Source organism: Nocardia sp. CA-135953 (assembly GCF_050955735.1).
Lineage (GTDB): Bacteria > Actinomycetota > Actinomycetes > Mycobacteriales > Mycobacteriaceae > Nocardia.
The window spans coordinates 579,238-601,905 of record NZ_CP192082.1 but is presented as its reverse complement, the minus strand read 5'-3'; the positions used below and the strand labels follow the sequence as shown (position 1 = coordinate 601,905).

Annotated in this window: 22 protein-coding genes; 9 read left to right on the top strand and 13 right to left on the bottom strand. The window is 65.0% G+C overall.

Annotated features, from left to right (window positions below; all coding sequences use genetic code 11):
- Window positions 1–20 precede the first annotated feature (20 nt).
- Complete coding sequence (locus ACQPXH_RS02760; RefSeq protein ID WP_433600763.1) at window positions 21–890, top strand: HAD family hydrolase; 870 nt, start codon at window positions 21–23, stop codon at window positions 888–890.
- A gap of 494 nt (window positions 891–1,384) precedes the next feature.
- On the opposite strand, the gene ACQPXH_RS02755 is transcribed toward ACQPXH_RS02760, so the two are convergent.
- The 5 genes from ACQPXH_RS02755 to ACQPXH_RS02735 all read right to left on the bottom strand — a co-directional run bounded on the left by ACQPXH_RS02755 (window position 1,385) and on the right by ACQPXH_RS02735 (window position 7,776).
- Window positions 1,385–2,131 (bottom strand): oxidoreductase, encoded by a 747-nt coding sequence (locus ACQPXH_RS02755; RefSeq protein WP_433600762.1) that lies wholly within the window; start codon window positions 2,129–2,131, stop codon window positions 1,385–1,387.
- Between the two features lie 433 nt (window positions 2,132–2,564).
- Window positions 2,565–4,256, bottom strand: a complete 1,692-nt coding sequence (locus ACQPXH_RS02750) for a dipeptide ABC transporter ATP-binding protein (RefSeq protein ID WP_433603271.1) — start codon at window positions 4,254–4,256, stop codon at window positions 2,565–2,567.
- A gap of 8 nt (window positions 4,257–4,264) precedes the next feature.
- Entirely contained in the window at window positions 4,265–5,218 is a 954-nt protein-coding gene (locus ACQPXH_RS02745) for an ABC transporter permease (RefSeq protein WP_040686064.1), read from the bottom strand.
- Window positions 5,211–6,137, bottom strand: a complete 927-nt coding sequence (locus tag ACQPXH_RS02740; RefSeq protein ID WP_433600761.1) for an ABC transporter permease — start codon at window positions 6,135–6,137, stop codon at window positions 5,211–5,213. Before ACQPXH_RS02740 ends, ACQPXH_RS02745 begins: the two co-directional genes overlap by 8 nt.
- Before the next feature lie 64 nt (window positions 6,138–6,201).
- Window positions 6,202–7,776, bottom strand: coding sequence for a peptide ABC transporter substrate-binding protein (locus ACQPXH_RS02735; protein WP_433600760.1), 1,575 nt, complete (start codon window positions 7,774–7,776; stop codon window positions 6,202–6,204).
- Between the two features lie 456 nt (window positions 7,777–8,232).
- Here ACQPXH_RS02735 and acs point away from each other — a divergent pair, with 456 nt between their 5' ends.
- The 4 genes from acs to ACQPXH_RS02715 all read left to right on the top strand — a co-directional run bounded on the left by acs (window position 8,233) and on the right by ACQPXH_RS02715 (window position 13,144).
- On the top strand, window positions 8,233–10,185 hold the full coding sequence (gene acs, locus ACQPXH_RS02730) for an acetate--CoA ligase (RefSeq protein ID WP_433600759.1): 1,953 nt from the start codon (window positions 8,233–8,235) through the stop codon (window positions 10,183–10,185).
- Window positions 10,186–10,353: 168 nt separating this feature from the next.
- Window positions 10,354–11,613 carry a Na+/H+ antiporter NhaA gene (gene nhaA / locus ACQPXH_RS02725; RefSeq protein WP_433603270.1) on the top strand — a complete coding sequence of 420 codons (1,260 nt, stop codon included), beginning with the start codon at window positions 10,354–10,356 and terminating at the stop codon, window positions 11,611–11,613.
- The gene (locus ACQPXH_RS02720) at window positions 11,610–12,143 is read left to right on the top strand and encodes a phage holin family protein (protein WP_433600758.1); all 534 of its coding nucleotides are present in this window, start codon (window positions 11,610–11,612) and stop codon (window positions 12,141–12,143) included. Before nhaA ends, ACQPXH_RS02720 begins: the two co-directional genes overlap by 4 nt.
- Before the next feature lie 65 nt (window positions 12,144–12,208).
- Window positions 12,209–13,144, top strand: a complete 936-nt coding sequence (locus ACQPXH_RS02715; protein ID WP_433600757.1) for an alpha/beta fold hydrolase — start codon at window positions 12,209–12,211, stop codon at window positions 13,142–13,144.
- 14 nt (window positions 13,145–13,158) lie between these two features.
- Here the strand turns inward: ACQPXH_RS02715 and ACQPXH_RS02710 are convergent, their stop codons facing one another.
- The 4 genes from ACQPXH_RS02710 to nth are packed head-to-tail and all read right to left on the bottom strand — an operon-like array spanning window position 13,159 to window position 16,398.
- Window positions 13,159–14,352, bottom strand: coding sequence for a MarP family serine protease (locus tag ACQPXH_RS02710; protein WP_433600756.1), 1,194 nt, complete (start codon window positions 14,350–14,352; stop codon window positions 13,159–13,161).
- A complete protein-coding gene (locus ACQPXH_RS02705; RefSeq protein WP_433600755.1) occupies window positions 14,349–15,068 on the bottom strand; it encodes an NUDIX hydrolase in 720 nt (239 codons plus the stop codon). Before ACQPXH_RS02705 ends, ACQPXH_RS02710 begins: the two co-directional genes overlap by 4 nt.
- On the bottom strand, window positions 15,065–15,700 hold the full coding sequence (locus ACQPXH_RS02700) for a TlpA family protein disulfide reductase (protein WP_433600754.1): 636 nt from the start codon (window positions 15,698–15,700) through the stop codon (window positions 15,065–15,067). Before ACQPXH_RS02700 ends, ACQPXH_RS02705 begins: the two co-directional genes overlap by 4 nt.
- Window positions 15,697–16,398 (bottom strand): endonuclease III, encoded by a 702-nt coding sequence (gene nth / locus ACQPXH_RS02695; RefSeq protein WP_433603268.1) that lies wholly within the window; start codon window positions 16,396–16,398, stop codon window positions 15,697–15,699. The genes ACQPXH_RS02700 and nth overlap by 4 nt, the downstream gene beginning before the upstream one ends.
- Before the next feature lie 223 nt (window positions 16,399–16,621).
- Here nth and ACQPXH_RS02690 point away from each other — a divergent pair, with 223 nt between their 5' ends.
- Both ACQPXH_RS02690 and ACQPXH_RS02685 read left to right on the top strand, forming a co-directional pair.
- Window positions 16,622–16,864 carry a hypothetical protein gene (locus ACQPXH_RS02690; RefSeq protein ID WP_040686056.1) on the top strand — a complete coding sequence of 81 codons (243 nt, stop codon included), beginning with the start codon at window positions 16,622–16,624 and terminating at the stop codon, window positions 16,862–16,864.
- 147 nt (window positions 16,865–17,011) lie between these two features.
- Complete coding sequence (locus ACQPXH_RS02685; RefSeq protein ID WP_011206875.1) at window positions 17,012–17,686, top strand: Crp/Fnr family transcriptional regulator; 675 nt, start codon at window positions 17,012–17,014, stop codon at window positions 17,684–17,686.
- Window positions 17,687–17,751: 65 nt separating this feature from the next.
- Here ACQPXH_RS02685 and ACQPXH_RS02680 read toward each other — a convergent pair whose 3' ends face one another.
- The 3 genes from ACQPXH_RS02680 to ACQPXH_RS02670 are packed head-to-tail and all read right to left on the bottom strand — an operon-like array spanning window position 17,752 to window position 19,194.
- The gene (locus ACQPXH_RS02680) at window positions 17,752–18,546 is read right to left on the bottom strand and encodes an MBL fold metallo-hydrolase (RefSeq protein WP_433600753.1); all 795 of its coding nucleotides are present in this window, start codon (window positions 18,544–18,546) and stop codon (window positions 17,752–17,754) included.
- A 9-nt stretch (window positions 18,547–18,555) separates the two neighbouring features.
- Window positions 18,556–19,014: a RidA family protein gene (locus ACQPXH_RS02675; RefSeq protein WP_433600752.1), complete on the bottom strand. Its 459-nt coding sequence runs from the start codon at window positions 19,012–19,014 to the stop codon at window positions 18,556–18,558.
- Between the two features lie 18 nt (window positions 19,015–19,032).
- Entirely contained in the window at window positions 19,033–19,194 is a 162-nt protein-coding gene (locus tag ACQPXH_RS02670; RefSeq protein WP_085998464.1) for a DUF4177 domain-containing protein, read from the bottom strand.
- A 711-nt stretch (window positions 19,195–19,905) separates the two neighbouring features.
- On the opposite strand from ACQPXH_RS02670, the gene ACQPXH_RS02665 reads away from it, so the two are divergent.
- Both ACQPXH_RS02665 and ACQPXH_RS02660 read left to right on the top strand, forming a co-directional pair.
- Window positions 19,906–20,925, top strand: coding sequence for an ArsA-related P-loop ATPase (locus ACQPXH_RS02665; protein ID WP_433603267.1), 1,020 nt, complete (start codon window positions 19,906–19,908; stop codon window positions 20,923–20,925).
- On the top strand, window positions 20,922–22,061 hold the full coding sequence (locus ACQPXH_RS02660; protein ID WP_433600751.1) for an ArsA family ATPase: 1,140 nt from the start codon (window positions 20,922–20,924) through the stop codon (window positions 22,059–22,061). The genes ACQPXH_RS02665 and ACQPXH_RS02660 overlap by 4 nt, the downstream gene beginning before the upstream one ends.
- A gap of 113 nt (window positions 22,062–22,174) precedes the next feature.
- Here ACQPXH_RS02660 and ACQPXH_RS02655 read toward each other — a convergent pair whose 3' ends face one another.
- The gene (locus tag ACQPXH_RS02655; RefSeq protein ID WP_040686051.1) at window positions 22,175–22,498 is read right to left on the bottom strand and encodes a WhiB family transcriptional regulator; all 324 of its coding nucleotides are present in this window, start codon (window positions 22,496–22,498) and stop codon (window positions 22,175–22,177) included.
- Window positions 22,499–22,668 lie beyond the last annotated feature (170 nt).

Sequence of the window (22,668 nt, the reverse complement as noted above, 5' to 3'; positions counted from 1 at the left end):
GGCATGCATATTCTGAACGGGTGACGGCCGATGGCGACCAGACAGAGCTCGAGGACCAGACGGCACGGGACGCGACGCCAACGAAGCGACCGAGCGCCGGTGGCGAGCGCGTGGCCGCCTTCTTCGATCTCGACAAGACGGTGATCGCGAAATCGAGCACCTACGTGTTCAGTAAGCCCTTCTACGCACAGGGCCTGCTGAACCGGCGCGCGGTACTGGAGAGCAGTTACGCCCACTTCCTGTTCATGCTCTCCGGCGCTGACCACGATCAGATGGAGCGCATGCGCGCCAATCTGACGAATATGGTCGCGGGCTGGGATGTGGAGCAGGTGAAATCCATTGTGGCCGAAACACTTCACGAACTCGTCGACCCGTTGATCTATGCCGAGGCGGCGGATCTCATTGCCGACCACAAGATCCGGGGACACGATGTGGTGATCGTCTCGGCCTCGGGCGAGGAGATCGTCGGTCCGATCGCCGAGGTGCTCGGCGCCTCACATACCGCGGCGACCCGAATGGTGGTCGAGAACGGCCGCTACACCGGCGAGGTCGAATTCTATTGCTACGGTGCGGGTAAGGTGACCGCGATCGAAAAGCTCGCCGCCACTGAGGGTTACGACCTCTCGCGGTGTTATGCCTACTCCGATTCGGTGACCGACCTACCGATGCTGAGCGCGGTGGGGCATCCGACGGCGGTGAACCCGGATCGCAATCTGCGCCGCGAAGCGGTGGCCAAGGGCTGGCCGATTCTCACGTTCTCCAACCCGGTCTCGCTGTGGGCGCGTTTCCAGAGTCCGTCGTCGACCACCCTTGCCGCAACGGCGGCGGTCGGGCTGAGCGCGGTGCTGGCCGGGGCGATCAGCTACCGACTGTTGCGTCGGCTCCGCTGAGCCAATGCCGCCCGGTGCGGGCCGCGTCGCCGGGATCTCGAGGGGCGTGACGGAGGGCTTGCCGACATAACAAAGAGGCCGCTGCGACCAGGCATTCAACCATGAAACGCCGGTATACACGCCGGTTATTTAATGTTTTTCCAAGCCTTGATGTGAGGGCAGTCACAGGTGTAGAAAGGTAACTACGGAAGGGCGGAAGGCCTGAGCGGAACCGGAAGAGAAGGTTCAGCTCCCCGACCTACCCTTCCCAGCACGGGCACCAGGCACCCACGCGGAGCGCGCCGCGACAAGGGCAGAAGCGTTGTGGGCCTGCGAGATCCGGGTTTTCGACGGCGAAGGCCTCGCACAGGTTGCGGGGATGAACCGGCGGAGTTCGGATAATCGCCGAGGCCGCAGAACACAACCCACCTAGCACGCTTGGTAACCGGGTATCCGTGCTAGCGGGCGGTGAGGTCGTCAACGACAACGCCGCCCGCTTTGATGTGTGTAGGCCCCTATCCGGATGCCGCGTCGGCGATCGATGTCGCCTCTCGCGCACCGTCTTCGAAAGCGCCGCAGCACAGGATCACCCAGCCGCCCACCGCATCCGGGGCACCCGAGCCGAATCCGGCCGCCGCATCCAGATACTGCTGACGCCGCCGCAACCAGAACACCTCCGGCACGCCGAGACTGTGCGGGTCCAGTCCACTGGACACGGCCACCAGTCGAGAGGCCGCCCGCGCCACGATGCCGTCAGCCGTACCGAACGGCCGCAGGGTCAGTAATTCACCGTGCACGACCGCCGCGATGACCGGCGCGGGCGCCTTGGATCCGAGCACGGTCTGCACCAGCAGGTCTAGCCGTTCGGCCACACCGCCGTCAGCGCGTGGCCGTCCGAGCAGCGCCTCGTCGGTCACCAGATCGGCCGCGGCCAGCAGATGCAGCCGGGCCAGCGCCTGCAGCGGTGCGCGCTGCCAGGTGCCGACCAGATTCCGCAGCGCGTCACCGTCGAGCGCCTGCCCGACCCGCAGCGAGCCGGCCAGGATCGGATCCGCGACCCGACCGTCGGCGGGCAGTTCGGTACTGCCGCCGTCGATAGCGGCGGATGAGCGCGCGGCACGCACCGCCGCCTCGGCGGCCGTGGTCGGCCAGCCCCGCCGGTTCGCCTTGTGCCGGTGCACCGCGGCGAGCGCGTCACGCGCCTTATCGGCGGCTTCGCACACACCTGGCAGATCGACGAGGGGCTGTAGCGGATCGGTCACTGTGTTATTTTGCAGCGCCTTCGGCGCTGCGGGTTCGCGGCCCCCTGGTGTCTCGCGTCCGAGCCGTCGAGACTCGCGCCTGCGGCGCATCGCTTCGACGGCTCGGACGCGAGACGGGCCGCGAACGGTCGCTCGTAAGACTCGCTCCGTGGTGGTCACCGACGGCGGATCGTTCAGCACCTGACGCACCCGCATCGGATGGTCGAATCCCGCGACTTCGTCGCATCGCTTCGACGGCTCGGACGCGAGACAGACCGCGAACGGTCGCTCCGTGGTGGTCACTGACGGCGGATCGTCCAGCACCTGACGCACCCGCATCGGATGGTCGAATCCCGTATGCGCGTCGACTACTCCGACGCGAGACAGACCGCGAACGGTCGCTCGTCAGCCAGTACCGCCGGAGTCCAGTCCGCGAGGTATCTATCGCCCCTGGTCAGCCCGCCAGCAGGTCCCGTCCGGGAATGGCGTCGAGCAGGCGGCGGGTGTATTCCTCCTTGGGGTTCTGGAAGACCTCGTCGGTTGTGGCCGCTTCGACGATCCTGCCGGTCTGCATGACCAGGACATCGTCGGCGATCTGGCGGACGACGGCCAGGTCATGGGTGATGAACAGATAGGACAGACCGAGCTCGGCTTGTAAGTCGTTGAGCAGCTTGAGGATCTGGGCCTGGACGAGGACGTCGAGCGCGGAAACCGCCTCGTCGCACACCACGACCTCCGGGGAGAGCGCGAGCGCACGCGCTACTGCGACGCGCTGGCGCTGGCCACCGGAGAGTTCATTGGGGTAGCGGCGCATTACCGAGGACGGCAGCGACACCTTGTCCAACAGATCGCGCACCGTCGCCTCACGTTCCTTGGCGGTGCCGATTTTGTGCGTGCGCAGCGGCTCCTCGATGGTGCGGTAGATCGAGTACATCGGATCCAGCGAACCGTAAGGGTCCTGGAAGATCGGCTGCACTCGACGACGAAAAGCGAACGCGCCCTTGCGATCGAGTTTCGCCACTTCGCGACCGTCGAAGGTCACCGAACCCGATGTCGGTTCGAGCAGCCCCAGAACCATCTGTGCCACAGTCGATTTTCCGGAACCCGACTCGCCGACGATGGCCGTGGTCGTGCCGCGCTTCAGCCGGAACGACACTTCGTCGACCGCGACGAAATCCGTCGACTTCCACGGCGTACTACCCCGAATCTTGAACGCCTTGGTCAGATTCTGTGCGACCACCACGTCATCGGAGACCGCCGCGATTTCGGCATCGGCCGCCGCGACCTCTTCCGCGACCTGTACGGCCTGCTTACGCACCGCTATGCGCTCACGCACCGAGGACAGCCGCTGCGAGGCGAGCGAGGGCGCGGAATTCACCAGCTTCTTGGTGTACAGGTGCTGCGGTTCGCGCAGAATCTGCAGTGCCGGGCCGGATTCCACCACCTTGCCCCGATACATCACGACCAGGTGCTCGGCGCGTTCGGCGGCCAGGCCGAGGTCGTGGGTGATGAGCAGGACCGCGGTACCGAGTTCGCTGGTGAGTCCGTCGAGATGGTCGAGGATCTGCCGCTGCACCGTGACATCGAGGGCCGAGGTCGGCTCGTCGGCGATCAGCAGTTTGGGTCGGCAGGCCAATCCCATGGCGATGAGCGCGCGCTGGCGCATACCACCGGAGAATTCGTGCGGATACTGGTTCACCCGACGCGCCGCATCCGACATCCCGGCTTCCTCGAGCAGTTCGATGGCGCGCTGCTCGGCTGCCTTTCCCTTGGCAATGCCATTGGCCACCAAGGTCTCTCGAATCTGGAACCCGATCTTCCACACCGGATTCAGATTCGACATCGGATCCTGCGGCACCAATCCGATACCGCTACCGCGGACCGCGACGACCTCCCGCTTCGACGCCTTCGCCAGATCCGTGCCGTCGAACCTGATCGAGCCGGAAGTGACCTGTCCGGTGCCGGGCAGCAGGTCGATAATGCTGTGCGCGGTCGTGGACTTCCCGGATCCGGATTCGCCGACGATGGCGACGGTCTGGCCGGGATACACGGTCAGGCTGACGTCGCGCACCGCCGGAATCTTCTTGCCCTCGGAGGAGAAGCAGACGTTGAGATCCTCGATCTCGAGCAATGGTTTATCCGACATCGCCGCGGTCACCTCTTCCTCGCCTTCGGGTCGAGCGCGTCCCGCAGCGCGTCGCCGAGCAGGATGAAGCTCAGCACGGTGAGCGCCAAAGCCGTTGCGGGATAGAACAGAATCGGCGACCCGCCGCGCAGTTCATGCTGGTTGGTATTGATATCCGAGCCCCAGGACACGATCGTGCGCGGCAGGCCGACACCGAGGTAGGACAGTGTCGCCTCGGTGACGATGAACGCGCCGAGCCAGATCGTGGTGACCACGATCAGCGGTCCGGCCGCATTCGGCAGCACATGGCGCAGCAGCGTGCGTATTCGGGAGACCCCTAATGCCTTTGCCGCCGTGACATATTCGCTGTTCTTCGCCTCGATCACCGCACTGCGCGCGATGCGTGCGGCCTGCGGCCAGGTGAATGCGGCCAGGATCAGGATGACAGTCCAGATCGTGCGCGAATCGAGCAACTGCATGATGACGATCGCGGCCAGCATCAGCGGAATCGCATAGAAGATCTCCGCGATGCGCGACACCACCGAATCGAGTAACCCACCGTAGAAGCCCGCGAGGGCCCCGAGTGTGCCGCCGACCAGTAGGAATACCGTGGTGGCACCCAAGCCCGCCATCACGGAAGCTCGGGCGCCGTAAACGGTTCGGGTGTAGACGTCACAACCCTGCTTATCGAAACCGAACGGATGTCCGGGCCCGCGCGGATCCATGCTGAAATCACCATTGCAGTAGCGCGGATCCTGATCGGAGAACAGGCCGGGCCACAGCACCACGATGGCGATGAACACGATCAGCACCGCGGCCACGATGAAGATCGGATTGCGGCGCAACTGCCGCCACGCGTCCTGCCAGATGCTGGTCGGCGAACCGGTATCGACGACCTGATCGGTGGCGAGCACCTCGACTTCATCGGGCGGCGCGACGAAATGCTGCTGCCGGTCCGGAGCTTTCTTCTCGAGCTCAGGCATATCGGATCCTCGGGTCGAGCGCGGCATAGAGCAGATCGATGATCAGATTCGAGATCAGGAAGATCACGATGAGCACGGTCACGAACGAGACCACCGTCGGCGGCTCACCCCGGGTAATCGCCTGGTACAGCGTCCCACCCACGCCCGGGATGTTGAAGATGCCCTCGGTGACGACCGCGCCGCCGATCAACGCACCTAGATCGGCGCCGAGGAAGGTGATCACCGGAATCATCGAATTACGCAGAATGTGCACGGTGACGACGCGCGGGCGACTGAGGCCCTTCGCGGTCGCGGTGCGCACGTAATCGGCGGACATGTTCTCCGCCACCGAATTTCGGGTCAGCCGCAGTACATAGGCGAACGACAACGACCCGAGAACGAATGCGGGCACAAGCAATTCACCGATGCTCGCCTTACCGGTAACGGTCACCGGCGCGATCCCCCACTTCACACCCAGTACGAACTGGGCCAGAAAGCCGATCACGAAGATCGGCACCGCGATGATGATCAGACTGACCACCAGCAGTGTGGAATCGAACAGTCTGCCTTTGCGCAGTCCAGCGATCAGACCGAAGACGACACCGAAGACGCCCTCGATGAGCACGGCCATGAACGCCAATTTGATGGTGATCGGGAAGGCGCGGGCGAGTTCGTCGCGCACCGGTCGACCGGAGAACGCCGTCCCGAAGTCGAGGGTGAAAATGCCCTTCAGATACAGCAGATATTGCACGATGAACGGACGATCCAGGTGATACCGCGCACGCAGTTGTGCCTCGACGGCAGGCGTCATCGGCTTGTCACCGGCCAGCGCGTGGATCGGATCGCCCGGAACTAAGAAGACCAGTGCATAGATGAGCAGCGTCGCCCCGAGGAAGACGGGGATCATTTGGAGCAGACGCCGCACGACATACCAGGCCATTTCATCTCCTGGGTGAGCGGTGCGGTCGTGCCGTCGGAATGTGCGGCACGACCGCGCCGAGCGGCTACTTCTCGATGTTTTCGAAGTCGAACAGACCATTCCAGGCCAGGTCGGCCTTCTTCACCTTGTCCGAACGTCCCGCCGCGGCAAGATAATCGAGCACGGGGATATCGGCCATATCCTTGATCAGCAACGCCTGCGCCTGCGCCACGATCTTGTACGACTCGTCCAGCGTCGGCGCGGCCAGCGCGGCGTCGAGCAGGTGGTCGAATTCGGGGCTCTTGTAGTCGACGTTATTGGTCTCGGAGTAGCTGTAATACTGCGAGGTGAGGAACTGCAGCATGGTCGGGTAGTCGCCCTGCCAGCCGTAGCGGAACGACTTGCCGATCGTCTTCTGGTTCACCAGATCTCGGATGTTCTTGAATGTCGGATACGGCGCACCGACCGCATCGATACCGAGGGTGTTCTTGATGCTGTTGGCCACCGCTTCGATCCACGCCTGGTGGCCGCCGTCGGAGTTGTAGGCGATTTCGTAGCGTCCCGACCACGGCGAAATGGCATCGGCCTGCGCCCAGACCTTCTTCGCCTCTTCGGGGTTGTACTTCAACACCTCCGAACCGGGCAGGTTGCCGTTGAATCCGGGCAGGGTGCTCGAGGTGAAGTCGCGCGCGGGAGTCTTGGTGCCGTTGAAGATGGTGTCGCAGATCTGCTGCCGGTTGATCGCCATCGAGATGGCCCGGCGCCGCAGCAACCCTTCCTCACCGCCGAAATGCGGAACATTGGACTGGACGCCGATGTGCTGGTTCTGCGCGGACGGCTCCAGGATCGCGCGATCGCCGAGGTCCTTCTTGTACGAAGTCAGTGCGCTGTCCGGAATGGTGTCGAGGGCATCGAGATTGCCTGCCTGCAGATCCGAGTAAGCGGTGTCGAACGACTGGTACATGACGAAGCGCAGACCCTTGTTCTTCGGCGCACGGCCGCCCTTGTAGTCCGGGTTGGGCACCAAGTCGATCTTGACGTTGTGCTCCCAGGTCTGGAACTTGTACGGGCCGTTGCCGATCGGGTTCTCGCCGAAGGCCTTAATATCCTTGAACGCGGCATCGGGCAGCGGATAGAACGGTGCGTAGCCGAGTTCGGTCTCGAAGTCGATGGACGGCGACTTCAGCTCGACGGTGAAGGTTCGGTCGTCGACCACCTTCAGCCCCGACATCGTTTGCGCCGTGGGCTTTTCCGCTGATACCTCGTCGAATCCGACGATCGGGGTGAACGCGTAGCTCTGCAGCTGACCATTGGTGCCGAGGGCGCCGTAGTTCCAGGCGTCGACGAACGACTTAGCGGTCACCGTGCTGCCGTCGGTGAACTTCCAGTCCGGCTTGATGGTGATCGTGTAGGTTTTGCGGTCGTTCGTCTTGATGGACTCGGCCATCTCGTCGTGCGCCACGCCCTTGCCGTCGTAGTACTTCAGACCCGCGAACAGCCGGTCCACGACGCGGCCGCCCATGTTCTCGTTGGTGTTGGTCGGCACCAACGGATTCTGCGGTTCACCACCATTGGTGGTGACTATGTCGGCGTCGGCACTATCGCTCGACGAACATGCGGACAGTCCCAGGCTTGTGGCCAGCAGGACTGCCGCGGTCAACGCTGTAGCTCTGTTGAATCTCAACGCGTTCTCCCGATTTCGAGACAGGCGAAGGGGATCCGCGACGACGCATGAGTATCTGCCCAGCGCGCCTCGACTCGATCCGCCTTGGAATGCCTGGGACGTTAGCTATTCGAAGCAGTCTTGTCACCGTATTGGGAGAGGTTCGTTCCACTTGTTACCAATCCGGCAACATCGTCGAAACGCACTAAACCTTAAGGAGAAGACAGCCATCCGCCGGAAGTATGCCTCCGTTGAGGCTTCCGGTATCCGGAGCTGGTTGGTCTATGACGATAGCTACCGAAAGGCCGGTTTGTCAGCGGATCGCGCAGGCTACCCGCCGCGGTGACGCGATGGAAACCCATTGGACACAGCAGGCGCGGGCTGGATCACAGTTGGTTACTGTCGAATCGACTGCGACTGCCAGCACCACGGCGCTAGTGAGGAAGAGACGAGATGACCGAAACCACCGACCACCGGGACTCGTACCCGCCGACCGCGGAATTCGCTGCGGCGGCGAATGCCGACGCGTCGTTGTACCAGCGGGCCACGGCGGATCGCGACGCGTTCTGGGCCGAGCAGGCCGACCGGCTGCACTGGGAGCAGCCGTGGACAAAGGTGCTCGACTGGAGTGACGCGCCCGTCGCGAAGTGGTTCGTCGACGGCAAACTCAATGTCGCCTACAACTGCGTGGACCGCCATGTGCTCGACGGACACGGCGATCAGGTCGCCATCCACTGGGAGGGCGAACCGGGCGACTCCCGCGACATCACCTACGCCGAACTCCTCGCCGAAGTTTCCCGCGCCGCAAACTATCTGACCGAACTCGGACTCGAAGCGGGCGACCGGGTCGCCATCTATATGCCGATGGTTCCCGAGGCAATCGTCTCGATGCTGGCCTGCGCCCGACTCGGGCTCACGCATTCGGTGGTGTTCGCGGGCTTCTCCCCCACCGCGCTGCGCCAGCGCGTCGACGACGCGAGCGCCCGGTTGATCATCACCACCGACGGTCAGTGGCGGCGCGGTAAGGCCGCGCCGCTCAAGGAGGCCGTCGACGAGGCGCTCTACGCCAATGGCGATGTGCCGCACACTGTCGAGCATGTACTCGTGGTGCGGCGCACCGATATCGAGGTGCCGTGGACCGAGGGCCGCGACCTGTGGTGGCACGAGACCGTCGCGCAGGCCGCGCCCGAACACCGGGCACAGGCCTTCGACGCCGAGCATCCACTGTTCATCCTCTACACCTCCGGCACCACCGGCAAGCCCAAGGGCATCCTGCACACCAGCGGCGGATACCTCACCCAGGCCTCCTACACCCACCACAATGTCTTCGACCACAAGGCCGGACAGGACATCTACTGGTGCACCGCCGATATCGGCTGGGTCACCGGGCACACCTACATCGTCTACGGACCGCTGTCGAACCGGACCACTCAGGTCGTCTACGAGGGCACGCCGAACTTCCCGGATGAGCACCGGCACTGGAATATCGTCGAAAAGTACGGCGTCACAATCTATTACACGGCGCCGACACTGGTTCGCACATTCATGAAGTGGGGTAGGGAGATTCCGGCCGCACATGATCTGTCCAGCATCCGGGTGCTCGGCAGCGTCGGCGAACCGATCAATCCGGAGGCCTGGCGCTGGTACCGCGAGGTGATCGGTGCGAACACCGCGCCCATCGTGGACACCTGGTGGCAGACCGAGACGGGGTCGATCATGATCTCCCCGCTGCCGGGTGTCACCGCCGCCAAGCCCGGCGCCGCGATGACCCCGCTGCCCGGAATTTCGGCGATGGTCGTCGACGAAGAAGGCAAGGCGGTCGAACTCGGCGAGAGCGAGGCCAACGGCTATCTGGTGCTCGATCAGCCGTGGCCGTCGATGCTGCGCGGCATCTGGGGCGACATGGATCGCTACCGGTCCACCTATTGGGAGCGCTACGCGGAACAGGGCTGGTACTTCGCCGGTGACGGCGCCAAGCTCGATGCCGACGGCGACCTGTGGGTGCTGGGCCGGGTCGACGACGTGATGAATGTGTCGGGTCACCGCATCTCCACCGCCGAGGTCGAATCCGCGCTGGTCGGTCACTCCGGCGTCGCCGAGGCCGCGGTGGTGGGCGCCAGCGATGCGACCACCGGACAGGGCATCGTCGCCTTCGTGATCCTGACGGCCGAGGCCGAGGACACCGGTGACGCGCTGATCGGCGAACTGAAGGCGGAGGTGTCACGGGAGATCAGCCCGATCGCCCGGCCACGCGAAATCCACGTGGTGCCCGAACTGCCCAAGACCCGCAGCGGCAAGATCATGCGGCGACTGCTGCGCGATGTCGCGGATGGCCGCGAATTGGGCGACACCTCGACGCTGGTCGATCCGAACGTTTTCGAGGCGATCCGGGCCAGCCGCGCCTGAGTCGGCACATCGTATGGCCGGTGACGGAATTCGTCACCGGCCGTACCCGTTAGAATTGCGTAAGGTGTGCCGGGAAGCCTGGTCGGCATGCGGTCGCGTACCTGAAAGCCGGATCGGTGGGATTGCGCGTCCGCGGTCGGAGTCCACCCTGGCGGAAGGTTTCCCGTGATCACCCAAGTGCGCTCGGAGCTGACGCGGTATCTACGCACCGAAACCGTTGGTGGTGCGATACTTCTGATCGCGGCTGCTGCCGCATTGCTGTGGGTGAACTCGCCGTGGGGCCAGAGCTACTTGACCGTCACCGAGTACGTCCTGCCGATCAAAGCACTGCATCTGGATCTCACCGTCGCGGACTGGACCAAGGACGGTTTGCTCGCCATCTTCTTTTTCGTCGCCGGATTGGAACTCAAACGCGAGCTGGTGGTCGGCGAGCTCGCCGATCCGAAACGGGCCCTACTGCCGATCATCGCGGCGGTCGGCGGCGTGGTCACCCCGGCGCTGATCGCATTCGCGGTCGGATTCGGCGTCGACGGGATGCACCGTGGCTGGGCGATTCCGGTGGCGACCGATATCGCGTTCGCGCTGGCTGTGCTGGCCATGACCGGATCCCGGATTCCGGCAAGCGCGCGGGTCTTTCTGCTGAGCCTCGCCGTGGTCGACGATCTGCTCGCCATCATCCTGATCGCGGTGCTGTTCACTACGACGATGTCGGCGCTGTGGCTGCTCGGCGCGGCGGCCTGCTTCGCTCTGTGGGCACTGGCCCAGCACAGGCGGATATCCACACCACTGCTGTATGTGCCGCTGGCGCTGGTCTCCTGGTACGCGCTGCATGAGGCGGGCATCCATCCGACGCTGGCCGGTGTCGCGCTCGGCCTGCTCACCAGGGTGCGCAAGGATCCGGGCGAGACCGAAGCCCCGGCAACGCGGCTCGAGCATATGATCCAGCCGATCTCGGCCGGCCTCTGCGTGCCGCTGTTCGCGTTGTTCGCCTCCGGAGTCCCGTTGGACGGCAAGGTTTTCCAGCACCTGTTCAGTGACAGGTTGCCGCTGGCCATAATTCTCGGATTACTGCTCGGCAAGACTGTCGGTATCTTCGGAATCAGCTGGGTGGCAATCCGATTGGGCATCGCGAAGCGTCCGGTCGGCCTCGGCTACCGAGACATGTTCGCCCTCTCGGTGCTCGGTGCGATCGGCTTCACCGTTAGCCTGCTGGTGGCAGAACTCGCGCTGACCGACGTCGGTGACGGCTCGGCCGTCGTATTGGCGAAGGCCGCGGTGTTGGTGACGTCAATGACGGCGTCGCTCGCGGGTTCGGCGCTACTGTTGCGGCGTGGGCGTGTCCACCAGGCGCGGCGGGACGCGCGTGCGATACAACGAGAGACCGAGGCGGAAGCAGTGCCGGGACAGGGAGAAGGGTCGACGAAGTGAGTTTCGCCCAAGATAGGAATGGGACGCAGCGCGGTAACGGGGATGAGTCGCGTCGCGACCGCACTGTCACCTCGATTCCCCTCTCGGACGCCGACCCAGCCGGGTCGGCGAGTTTCGGCGCCCTGGTCCGCGATGCCACCGAGCAGATGTCGACGCTGGTGCGGGCCGAGGTCGAACTGGCCAAGGCCGAGGTGACCGGGGAGATCAAGAAGGGGCTGCAGGGCAGCGTCTACTTCATCCTCGCGCTGACCGTGCTGCTGTTCAGCACTTTTTTCTTTTTCTTCTTCCTCGGCGAGCTGCTCGATGTCTGGCTGGCGCGCTGGGCGGCGTTCCTGATCGTATTCCTGCTGATGATCGTCGCGACGGCGGTGCTCGCTCTGCTCGGCTATCTGCGGGTCAAGAAACTGCGGGCGCCGGAGAAGACGATCGATTCGCTCAAGCAGGCGCGCACCGTGCTGCCGAGCGGATTCGGCTCGCACGAGGAGCCCCTCACGCTCGCGGAGCCGACGCAGTCGAAGTCGCTCGGGTAAGCAGCCGGAGCGGCACGGCAGCGTCGACTAGGCGGTTGGCCGGACCCCTACTAGGCTCGGTCGGCGTGTCGTCGAACTCGTTTCCTGATCCGTCCAGCGTCCGTTACGACGGTCCGTGGACGCATCGGGACGTGCACGCAAACGGCATTCGCTTCCATGTCGCCGAGGCCGAACCGGACCGCCCGGACGCACCGCTGGTCGTCCTGCTGCACGGATTCGCCGATCTCTGGTGGTCCTGGCGGCATCAGCTGACCGGACTCGCCGAACTCGGCTACCACGCGGTCGCGGTGGATCTGCGCGGCTACGGCGACAGCGATAAACCGCCGCGCGGCTATGACGGTTGGACGCTGGCCGGTGATATCGCCGGCCTCATCCGCGCCATGGGCTATTCCGAGGCCACGCTGGTCGGGCATGCCGACGGCGGACTGGTGTGCTGGACGACCGCGGTGCTGCATCCCCGACTGGTGCGCTCGATCGCACTGGTGAGTTCCCCGCATCCGGCCGCGCTCAAGAGCGCGGTACTGCGGGACCGGCGTCAGCGGCGCACCTGGCTGCCGAATTTCCTGCGCTATCAGCTGCCGCGCTACGGCGAACATCTGCTGACCACCGGCGACGGCTTCGAGGTCGAACGGCTACTGCGCCAGCGAGTGAGCCGAACCTGGTCGGGCACCGCCGAATTCATCGAGACGGCCGATCGGATGCGCTCGGCCATCCAGATTCCCGGTGCGGCGCACTGTGCGCTGGAATACCAGCGCTGGGCCTTCCGCAGTCAGTGGCGTCCGGATGGTCGGCGGTTCATGGCCACCATGCGGGTGCCGATCCGCATTCCGGTGCTGGCCGTGCGCGGTGAACTCGACGGCTACATCCTGCCCGCGACCTTCCAGCGCGGCCGCCGGTTGTCACCGCAGCGGCGACAGGTCGTGATTCCCGACGCGGGTCACTTTGCGCACCAAGAGAACCCGGAAGCCGTCACGATGGAGTTGGCCAAGCTGCTCGGGTAGCGAGTTTCACCCATTCAGCTCAGCACACAGGCGCCCGTCTCGACTTGTGCAACCGCACCAGGGGCAGCATCCAGTTGTGCCCGGACCTCGGACAACGTCAGCACATATCCCGTGTCATCGTCGGTGACCGCCGCACCGAATACGATGCCGAGCACCTCTCCCTCCGTATCCACAAGCGGCCCACCCGAATTGCCTGCCCGCACCTGGCCACGAACCGTGTAAACCTCACGCTCGACGGTGCCGTTGCGGTAGATCGTCGGGCCCGTCAAGTCCAGCGTCTCGCGAACTCGGGCAGCACTGGCGGTATATCGACCCCCGCCGGGGTAGCCCAGGACTATAGCGCTGTCTCCGGAGCGCGCTGGCGAAGGCGCGGTCGGGATCACCGGCGCAATGAGCCCGGATACCGCGAGCACCGCGACATCTTTGGACGGATCGAACAAGACAACCGTGGCATTCAGCGGCCCGTTGGTGGCGTCAACTGTGATGCTGGTGGTCCCGGCGACGACGTGAGCGTTAGTAACGATCCGTTCGGGTGCGATCACGAAGCCCGACCCCTCCAGCGCCCGCTGGCAGCTCGGCGCTACGCCGCGGATGCGCAGCACACTCTGCTGCAGCGAGGCCGCGACCGGGCTGGCGAGCACACCGGGATCCGGCGGTTCGACCGCCGCGATCGGCGCGCGACCGAACGGTCCGATGACATCCGGCAGCCCGGAGGTGTTGAGCAGCTTGGAGAATTCGTTCGGCAGCCGCCGCAGCCAGCTCGGGGAGACATCGTTGACGTCGGCGAGCACCTTCGAACCGTTGATGGCCGCGGCGATGGCCGGCTGGGACGAAGTGGCCAGCGGCAACGCCAGCAGCCATGCGGTGACCAGCACCGCGACCGCCTGCAGCACCGCGCCGACGACGCTGTCCACACTGCGAGTGAACGGATGTCGCATACCGCCGCGCGCGGCCCTGCCGAGCACCATGCCCGCGACCTCACCGACGATGACCAGCAGCACGATCAACAGCACGCCGGTGAGCACCCGCGGTCTGCCCTCGTTGACATGGATCAGGATGTGCGGAGCGATGAGAATGCCCGCGACCGCGCCGAGTACGACGCCCAGAAAGGCCAGCGCGGACGCCACCGCGCCCTGCCGCCAACCGGAGGAGGCGGCCAGCAGCGCGAGCAGCACCACAGCGATATCGAGCCAAGCCGATGAACTCATAACGTCATCCCTACGGCCGCCAGCGCGGACTCCAGATCGCGAACGTCGCTGTGGTCCCAGTCCCGTTCCCACCCGGCGGTGTTGCAGATACCCGCCAGAATGCCGCCGGTCAGTCCCCACACCAGCATTCCGTCCACCTGGAACGCCGGACTTTGATAGCCGAGGCGGCTGCGCACCATGAAGCGATTCGCCGGGTCCAGCAGATCGGCGAGCGGCACCCGCACGACGCGTTCGGTCTCGGTGTGATTGACCACGTGGACCGCCCTCGGAGTGTGCCAGTAGGCCACCACCGGGGTCACGTCGAATCGGGACGGGGGCACGAAAAGCTTCGGCAGCACCGCAAAGGGTTCGACGCCCTCGCGCGCCAGCCCGGTCTCCTCACATGCCTCGCGCAGGGCGGTATCGATCGGATCGGAGTCGCCGGGATCGACCGCACCGCCGGGAAAGGCGATCTGACCGCGGTGCTGGCGCATGGTGGAAGCGCGCTGGGTGAGCAGCACATCCGCATCGGCGGGCAGCCCGCCCGGCGCCTCGGGATCGGCTTCGGGCGAACCACTGAACAGCACGAGCACTGCCGCCTGCCGCGGTGTGGTGCTGATCGCCATGGCCCGCCGGACCGCCCGCGCCAAGGACAGCGTGTCGGTGGAATCGGTATTCGGGTCCGCCGCTCGGCGCAGCCATTTCGGAATGCTGCCCGGCATGGGGATCTCGGTCATGCCGCAACTCCCAGATTATTCGCGACCGTATCGGCGATATCGTCGACGCCGTTGAATGCGCGCACCACCACCTCGGCGATCGAACCATCGGCACGCAACAGCACCGATACCGGCAGCACCGCGGGCGCACCGACCGCGGTTCGCACTTTGGTGCGCGGGTCGAGCACGCCGGGCAACATCACCTTCAGGTCGGTCAGCAGCGCGAGCGCCCTCGCCTCATCCGGATCGCTGTGCACGGTCAGCACGGTAATCGCGTTTCCGGCCCGTCGCGCGTACTCCTGCACATCCGGCAACTCTTCGGCGCACGGTCCACACCAGTACGCCCACAGGTTCAGCAGTGCCGGTTTGCCCGCGAGTGCGGCCGCCAAGTCGACCGGTTTGCCATCGGACAGACAGGTCAGGGCGAGTCCGGCAAGCGGCCCGCGTCCCACCGCATCCGCTGCGGGCGCCGGGCAATTCGCGAGCCCGGCGGCGGTGCGCGCCTCGACCGATGCGCTCGCGAGGGAATTCGCCGAGTGGTCGCCGCTCGTCGCGGTGTCGTCGTCAGCGCGGGGCCACAGCGCGACCGCCAAGGCCACCACGGTGATCAACCCTGCCAGCGCCAGACGCGCCGCGACAGGTATTCGTCTCACCGGCCCACCAGCTCGAGCAAATGCTCCGCCTCCGGACCCTTCACCAGCTTGGCCGCGGTTTCCGGATCGGCCGGCCCGACCCCGAACGACGGGCAGTCCTTGGCCAGAATGCAGACACCGCATGCGGGCTTGCGGGAATGACAGACCCGGCGCCCATGGAAAATCACGCGATGGGACAACATCGTCCATTCCTTGCGTTCGATGATCGCGCCGATGGCGTGTTCCACCTTCACCGGATCTTCCTCGGTGGTCCACGCCCAGCGGCGCACCAGCCGACCGAAATGGGTGTCGACCGTAATGCCGGGCACACCGAAGGCGTTGCCGAGGATGACGTTGGCAGTCTTGCGGCCGATGCCCGGCAACTGCACCAGTTCGTCGAGGGTGTGAGGCAATTCACCATCGAAGCGTTCGACCAGCGCCTGCCCGAGCCCGATCAGCGAACTGGTCTTGTTGCGGAAGAAGCCCGTCGGCCGGATGTATTCCTCCAGCTCGGCGCGGTTTGCCTCGGCGTAGGCGCGAGCGTCCGGATACCGCGCGAAGAGCACGGGTGTGGTCAGATTCACCCGCTCATCGGTGCACTGCGCGGAAAGTATTGTCGCAACCGCCAATTCGAGTGGTGTGGTGAAATCCAGCTCACAGTGCGCGTCCGGAAAAGCCACCGCGAGAGTGCGGTTCATCCGGCGGGCCCTTCGGGTCAGGCCGAGCTGGGTTTCCGCTTGTCGCGCTCGGGATTTGCGCTTCGGCGCGGGGACCGAGGCGGGTTGCGCATCGGTCGCCTCGACGGCAGGCGCAGGCCCGCTCACGGCAGCAGTGGAGGGGGAGACACGCACGCGTCCACCATACGGAACCACCCCACAACGGTTCCCTCCTAGATCTCTTGCCGTGTTCCATCTGAGACCTGGACCGTGTTTACTGCTCGTCATGCAAGGACTCGCTGTGGTGCTCTTCCCAGTGGTGCTGATGCTTTTTGCACTGGGCATGGAGCGGGTCGAGAATCGGCTCCGCAAACTTCTCGAACCCGACGAAGAGGTTCAGCAGTACCTGGACAAGGCAAGCAACGCCGAAGTGAAGGAGCTGACGAAGCTCGGACTGCCCGCCGCGGTGGCACGGATGCGCAGGCGTCGGTCCCGTGGCGAAGAGCTGGACGTCGCACGCGCCAGCTGAATCCCCTGCCAACCGGTACCTGGCATGCCGCGCAATCGACTCGTTACGTGGTGTCTGTCACTACGCTGCTGTAATGCCGCGTAGACTGCGCTGTTGGCCGAATCGCTTCGGTCCAGGACAGAGCCATTTCCCATAAGGAGCACATTCGTGGACGAGGCCCTCGCCAGAGCCGGCATCTTCCAAGGCGTAGAGCCCACCGCGGTGGCGGCTCTCGCCAAACAACTGCAGCCCGTGGATTTTCCGCGCGGCCATGTCATCTTCAACGAGGGCGAGCCCGGCGACCGGTTGTACATCATCACCTCCGGAAAAGTGAAGATCGGACGACGTTCCCCGGACGGCAGGGAAAACCTGCTGACCATCATGGGTCCGTCGGACATGTTCGGTGAGCTGTCGATCTTCGACCCGGGTCCGCGGACCTCGACCGCTACCACCGTGACCGAGGTCCGTGCGGTCACCATGGACCGTGACGCACTCAAGTCCTGGATCGACCAGCGGCCCGAGATCGCCGAGCAACTGCTGCGCGTTCTCGCCCGTCGTTTGCGCCGCACCAACAACAACCTGGCCGACCTGATCTTCACCGACGTCCCCGGCCGGGTCGCCAAGGCGTTGTTGCAGCTCGCGCAGCGGTTCGGCACCCAGGAGGCCGGTGCGCTGCGGGTCACCCACGACCTCACCCAGGAAGAGATCGCGCAGTTGGTCGGCGCCTCCCGCGAGACCGTGAACAAGGCTCTGGCCGACTTCGCGCACCGCGGCTGGCTACGGCTGGAGGGCAAGAGCGTACTGATCTCCGACTCCGAGCGCCTGGCCCGCCGCGCGCGCTGACGCATCTGAACGCACAAGCACGCTGAGTTCAGCTACCGAATGAACTCAGCGTGCTTTCGGTGTTTCTAGTTCTGCTCGGCGCGCAGGTACTCCAACTGCGCTCGCACCGAATTGCGTGCCGCCGGCCACAGCCGCTTGTCCACATCGGCATAGACCTTGCGCACAACCGACATCGCCCCCGCGTTCGGCCCGAGCACGCGCAATGCCGCCCGCACCTGATCGAGCCGCTCCTGCCGATGCGCGATGTAGTACCGCCCTACCGGTTCCAGATCGGGATGATCCGGACCGTGTGCCGGTAGCAGCGCACGTCCCGCACCCGCCTCGACCAACTTGTCCAGCGATGCCAGGTAATCGGCGAGGGCGCCGTCGGTGGAATCGAGGACCGTGGTGCCGAAGCCGAGGATGGTGTCACCGGTCAACACCGCGTCGTCGAGTACGAAACTCACCGAATCCTTGGTGTGGCCGGGAGTGTCGAGGACGGTGATCCGCAGTCCGGCGGCCTCGATCACCTCTCCGTCGACCAGCGGCGCATCCGAACCACGCAGGAATTCGGCGGTCCTGGCCCGCACCGGCGTACCCGTCAGCGCGACCAGCCGGTCGATACCGCCGGTGTGATCGTGATGCCGGTGCGTGATCAGGGTGAGCGCGATATTGCCGCCGGTGACCCGCGCGAGCGTCTCGCTGTGCGCCTTGTCCTTCGGTCCCGGATCGACGAGGACGTATTCCGATTGCCCCGGCGCACGCAGCAGCCAGGTATTGGTCCCCTCCAGCGTCATCTGGCCGGGATTGTCCGCGAGCACGACGGCCGCGGTCGGCGTGACCTGCCGCAGCCGGCCGTATGCGGGATGGGTGAGCGTCATCGATCCTGTCTATCGCACTTCGGCGATCAGTTCGACTTCGACCGGGGTGTTACGGGGCAGTTCGGCGACGCCGACCGCGGAGCGCGCGTGCACGCCCGCATCACCGAAGACCGCGCCGAGCAATTCCGAGGCGCCATTGACGACCTGCGGCTGATCGGTGAATCCCGGTGCGGAGGCGACGAATCCGACGACCTTCACAATGCGCACCACCGCATCGAGCCCGACCAGATCGTGCACCGCGGCAATCGCGTTCAGCGCGCAGAACTTGGCCGCCTCCTTGGCCTGTTCGAGCGAGACCTCCGCACCGACCTTGCCGGTCGCCGACAACTGGCCGTCCACGAACGGCAGCTGACCGGAGGTGTAGACCAGCGATCCGGTGCGGATCGCCGGAATGTAGGCGGCGACCGGCGCCACGACCGGCGGCAGGGCCAGGCCGAGCTGGGCGAGGTTCTTCTCCCACTGGGTCATAAGTGCAAGTCCCTTCGATTACTTGGGGCGCTTGAGGTAAGCGACGTGCTGTTCACCGGTCGGACCGGGCAGCACGGTCACCAGCTCCCAACCGTCGGCGCCCCACTGGTCCAGGATCTGCTTGGTCGCATGCGTCAGCAACGGAACGGTGGCGTACTCCCACACCTTCGAATCACTCATGCTGTAACTTTGGCAGCGCCTTCGGCGCTGCGTGTTCGCGGCCCCCTGGTGTCTCGCGTCCGAGCCGTCGAGACTCGCGACTTCGTCGCATCGCTTCGACGGCTCGGACGCGAGACGGGCCGCGAACGGTCGCTCGTAAAACTCGCTCCGTGGTGGTCACCGACGGCGGATCGTTCAGCACCTGACGCACCCGCATCCAATGGTCGAATCCCGCGACTTCGTCGCATCGCATCGACAGCTCGGACACGAGACAGACCGTCAACGGTCGCTCGTAAAACTCGCTCCGAGGTGATCACCCATGGCGGATCGCTCAGCACCTAACGCACTCGCATCCAATGGTCGAATCCCGCGCCTACGGCAGGCGCTTCGACCACTCGAACGCGAGACAGGCCGCGAACTCCTCGCCCGCAAGACTCGCTCCGTGGGTAGTCACCAACGACGGATCGCTCAGCACCTGATGCACCCCGCATCGAATGGTCGAATCCCGCGACTTCGTCGCATCGCTTCGACGGCTCGGACGCGAGACAGGCCGCGAACTCCTCGCTGATAAGACAGAGCTCCGTGTGGTCGACAGAGCGGGGAGCTCACCTTGGGGCAAGCTCTGCAGCTGGCGTCTGGGACAGAATCGCTGGAAATGAGGCGCTGACCATATCGCTGGGACGCGATGTCAGAACGGGTTATAGGCTCGCGATCGTGGGAGTACCAACAGCAGTGCCTATTTCGGCGGAGCCGGAGCCGGAGACAGGTTGGCCGGAACGCGCGGATAAGGCCCGCCTGCACTATGTCTCCGGCAAAGGGGGAACGGGTAAGTCGACGGTCGCCGCCGCGCTGGCACTCGCGCTGGCCGCGGGCGGACGGCGGGTGCTGTTGGTCGAGGTGGAGAGCAGGCAGTCCATTGCCCAACTGTTCGATCTGCCGCCGCTGCCGCCCACCGAAACCAGGATCGCCACCGCGGACGGCGGCGGTGAAGTAGTCGCGCTCGCACTCGATATCGAGCACGCCTTCCTCGAATACCTGGATATGTTCTACAACTTGGGCTTCGCCGGGCGGGCGATGCGCCGGGTCGGCGCCATCGAATTCGTCACCACGATTGCACCCGGTCTGCGCGATGTCATCCTGACCGGCAAGATCAAGGAATGCACGGTCCGGGTGGATAAGCAGGGCAAGCCTGTATTCGACGAAATCGTCGTCGACGCACCGCCGACCGGACGGATCGCCAGCTTCCTCGATGTCACCCGGGCCATGGTCGAGGTGGCCAAGGGCGGGCCGATCGCCTCGCAGGCCGAGGGCGTCACGAGGCTGCTGCACTCCGATCAGACGATGATCCACCTGGTCACCCTGCTCGAGGCGCTGCCGGTGCAGGAAACCGCCGATGCGGTCGCCGAACTCACCGCCAATGACCTGCGAATCGGCACCGTCATCGTGAACCGGGCGACCAAGGGCCAACTGCCGGCCGACGTGCGCAATAAAGCCGCACAGGGCGATATCGATCGCGATGCCATTCGCGCCGGACTCACCGAGACCGGAATTTCCCTGTCGGACCAGGACTTCCAGGGCCTGATCACCGAAACCGTCGAGCATTCGGCCACTTTGCGGGCACAGGACGAAAGCGCCGCCGAACTGGCGAAGGTGGATGTATCGCGGATGTATCTGCCCGCGCTCGCCGACGGCATGGATCTCGGCGGCATCTATGAACTTGCCGAACATCTGAGCAAGCAGGGGGTCCGATGAGTAGTCCGAATGTGGCCACGCCACTGGATGTTTCGAGCATTATCGCCGATCCCACCGCGCGGGTGGTGGTCTGCTGCGGCTCCGGCGGCGTCGGCAAGACGACCACCGCGGCGGCCATCGGATTGCGCGCGGCCGAGCAGGGTCGCAAGGTCGTGGTGCTCACCATCGACCCGGCACGTCGGCTGGCCCAGTCACTCGGTGTCGCCGATCTGGACAACACCCCGCAGCGGGTGGCGCTCGGTCCGGACGCGAAGGGCGAACTGCACGCGATGATGCTCAATATGCGGCGCACCTTCGACGATATGGTGCTCGAGCACACCAGTCCGGAGAAAGCGGAGCAGATTTTCGCCAATCCCTTCTATCAGACGGTCGCCTCCTCCTTCGGCGGTACGCAGGAGTACATGGCGATGGAAAAGCTCGGTCAGTTGGCCGGACGCAAGGAGTGGGACCTGATCGTGGTCGACACTCCCCCGTCGCGCAATGCGCTCGATTTCCTCGATGCGCCGCAGCGACTCGGAAACTTCTTGAACGGCAGGATGATCCGGGTCATCATGGCTCCCGGTCGCGGTGTCACCCGTTTGGTGACCGGCGCGATGAGCCTGGCCGTGCGCGCGGTTTCGACTATTGTCGGCGGCCAGATGCTCAAGGACGCGTCGATTTTCTTGCAGTCGCTGGAGTCGTTGTTCGGTGGATTCCAGGATCGCGCGAACCGCACGTACGCGATGCTGTCCAAGCCGGGCACGCACTTCTTGGTGGTCGCGGCCGCCGAACCGGATGCGCTGCGCGAGGCGTCCTTCTTCGTCGACCGGCTCTCGACCGAACGCATGCCGCTGGCCGGGCTGATCTTGAACCGAACCCACCCGATGCTCAGTTCACTGTCGGCCGATCATGCGCTGACCGCCGCCGATCAGCTCGCCGAATCCGATCCGCTGACCGCCGCGGTGCTGCGTATCCACGCCCAGCGGGTCGCTACCGCCAAGCGCGAACAGCATCTGCTGCACCGGTTCACCGGTGCGCACCCACGGGTGCCGATCGCCTCGGTGACCGCCCTGCCCTTCGAGGTCTCCGATCTGGCGGCACTGCGTGCCGTCGCGGCGCAACTCACCGATGCGCACCCGGTCGAGGTGACCGCCTGAGGCGTTGTCGGCGGCGAAATCGATTGGGCGACCGTGTCATTCCGATGCCGGTTTGATATAGACCCGTTAACGAAGCCGAGCCCGCAATCGCGGGCTCGGCTTCAGTTCCAGGGTTAGATTGCGATTTGATGTTGACGCTGGGCTTGGAAAAAGTCCGCCCAGGACGTCACCTCCGGGTGCTGCTTGAGCAGCGCACGACGCTGCCGTTCGGTCATTCCACCCCACACGCCGAACTCGACTCGATTATCGAGTGCATCGGCCCCACACTGCATCAGCACCGGGCAGTGCCTGCATATCGTCGCCGCCTTGCGCTGCGCCGCGCCGCGGACGAACAGTTGATCAGGGTCTACTTCCTTGCATCGGGCCTGGGCTACCCAGGCGATCCTTGCTTCGGCCTGCTCTACGTCCAATCGAGCGATGGGGGTTGTCATGTGCATTTGGTGTGCCCCTTTGCAGTCCGAACACCGGGTCAACGGCGCTCCAGAATCGCGTGTCAGTGTCGCAGCAACCCAAACCCCGCCGCGAACTGCACCACATTCCACTTTGAGTGTTAGCTCTATCACACTGGGTTCTCAATCTAGGTAAAGGTATGGCTTCTGCGCAAGAC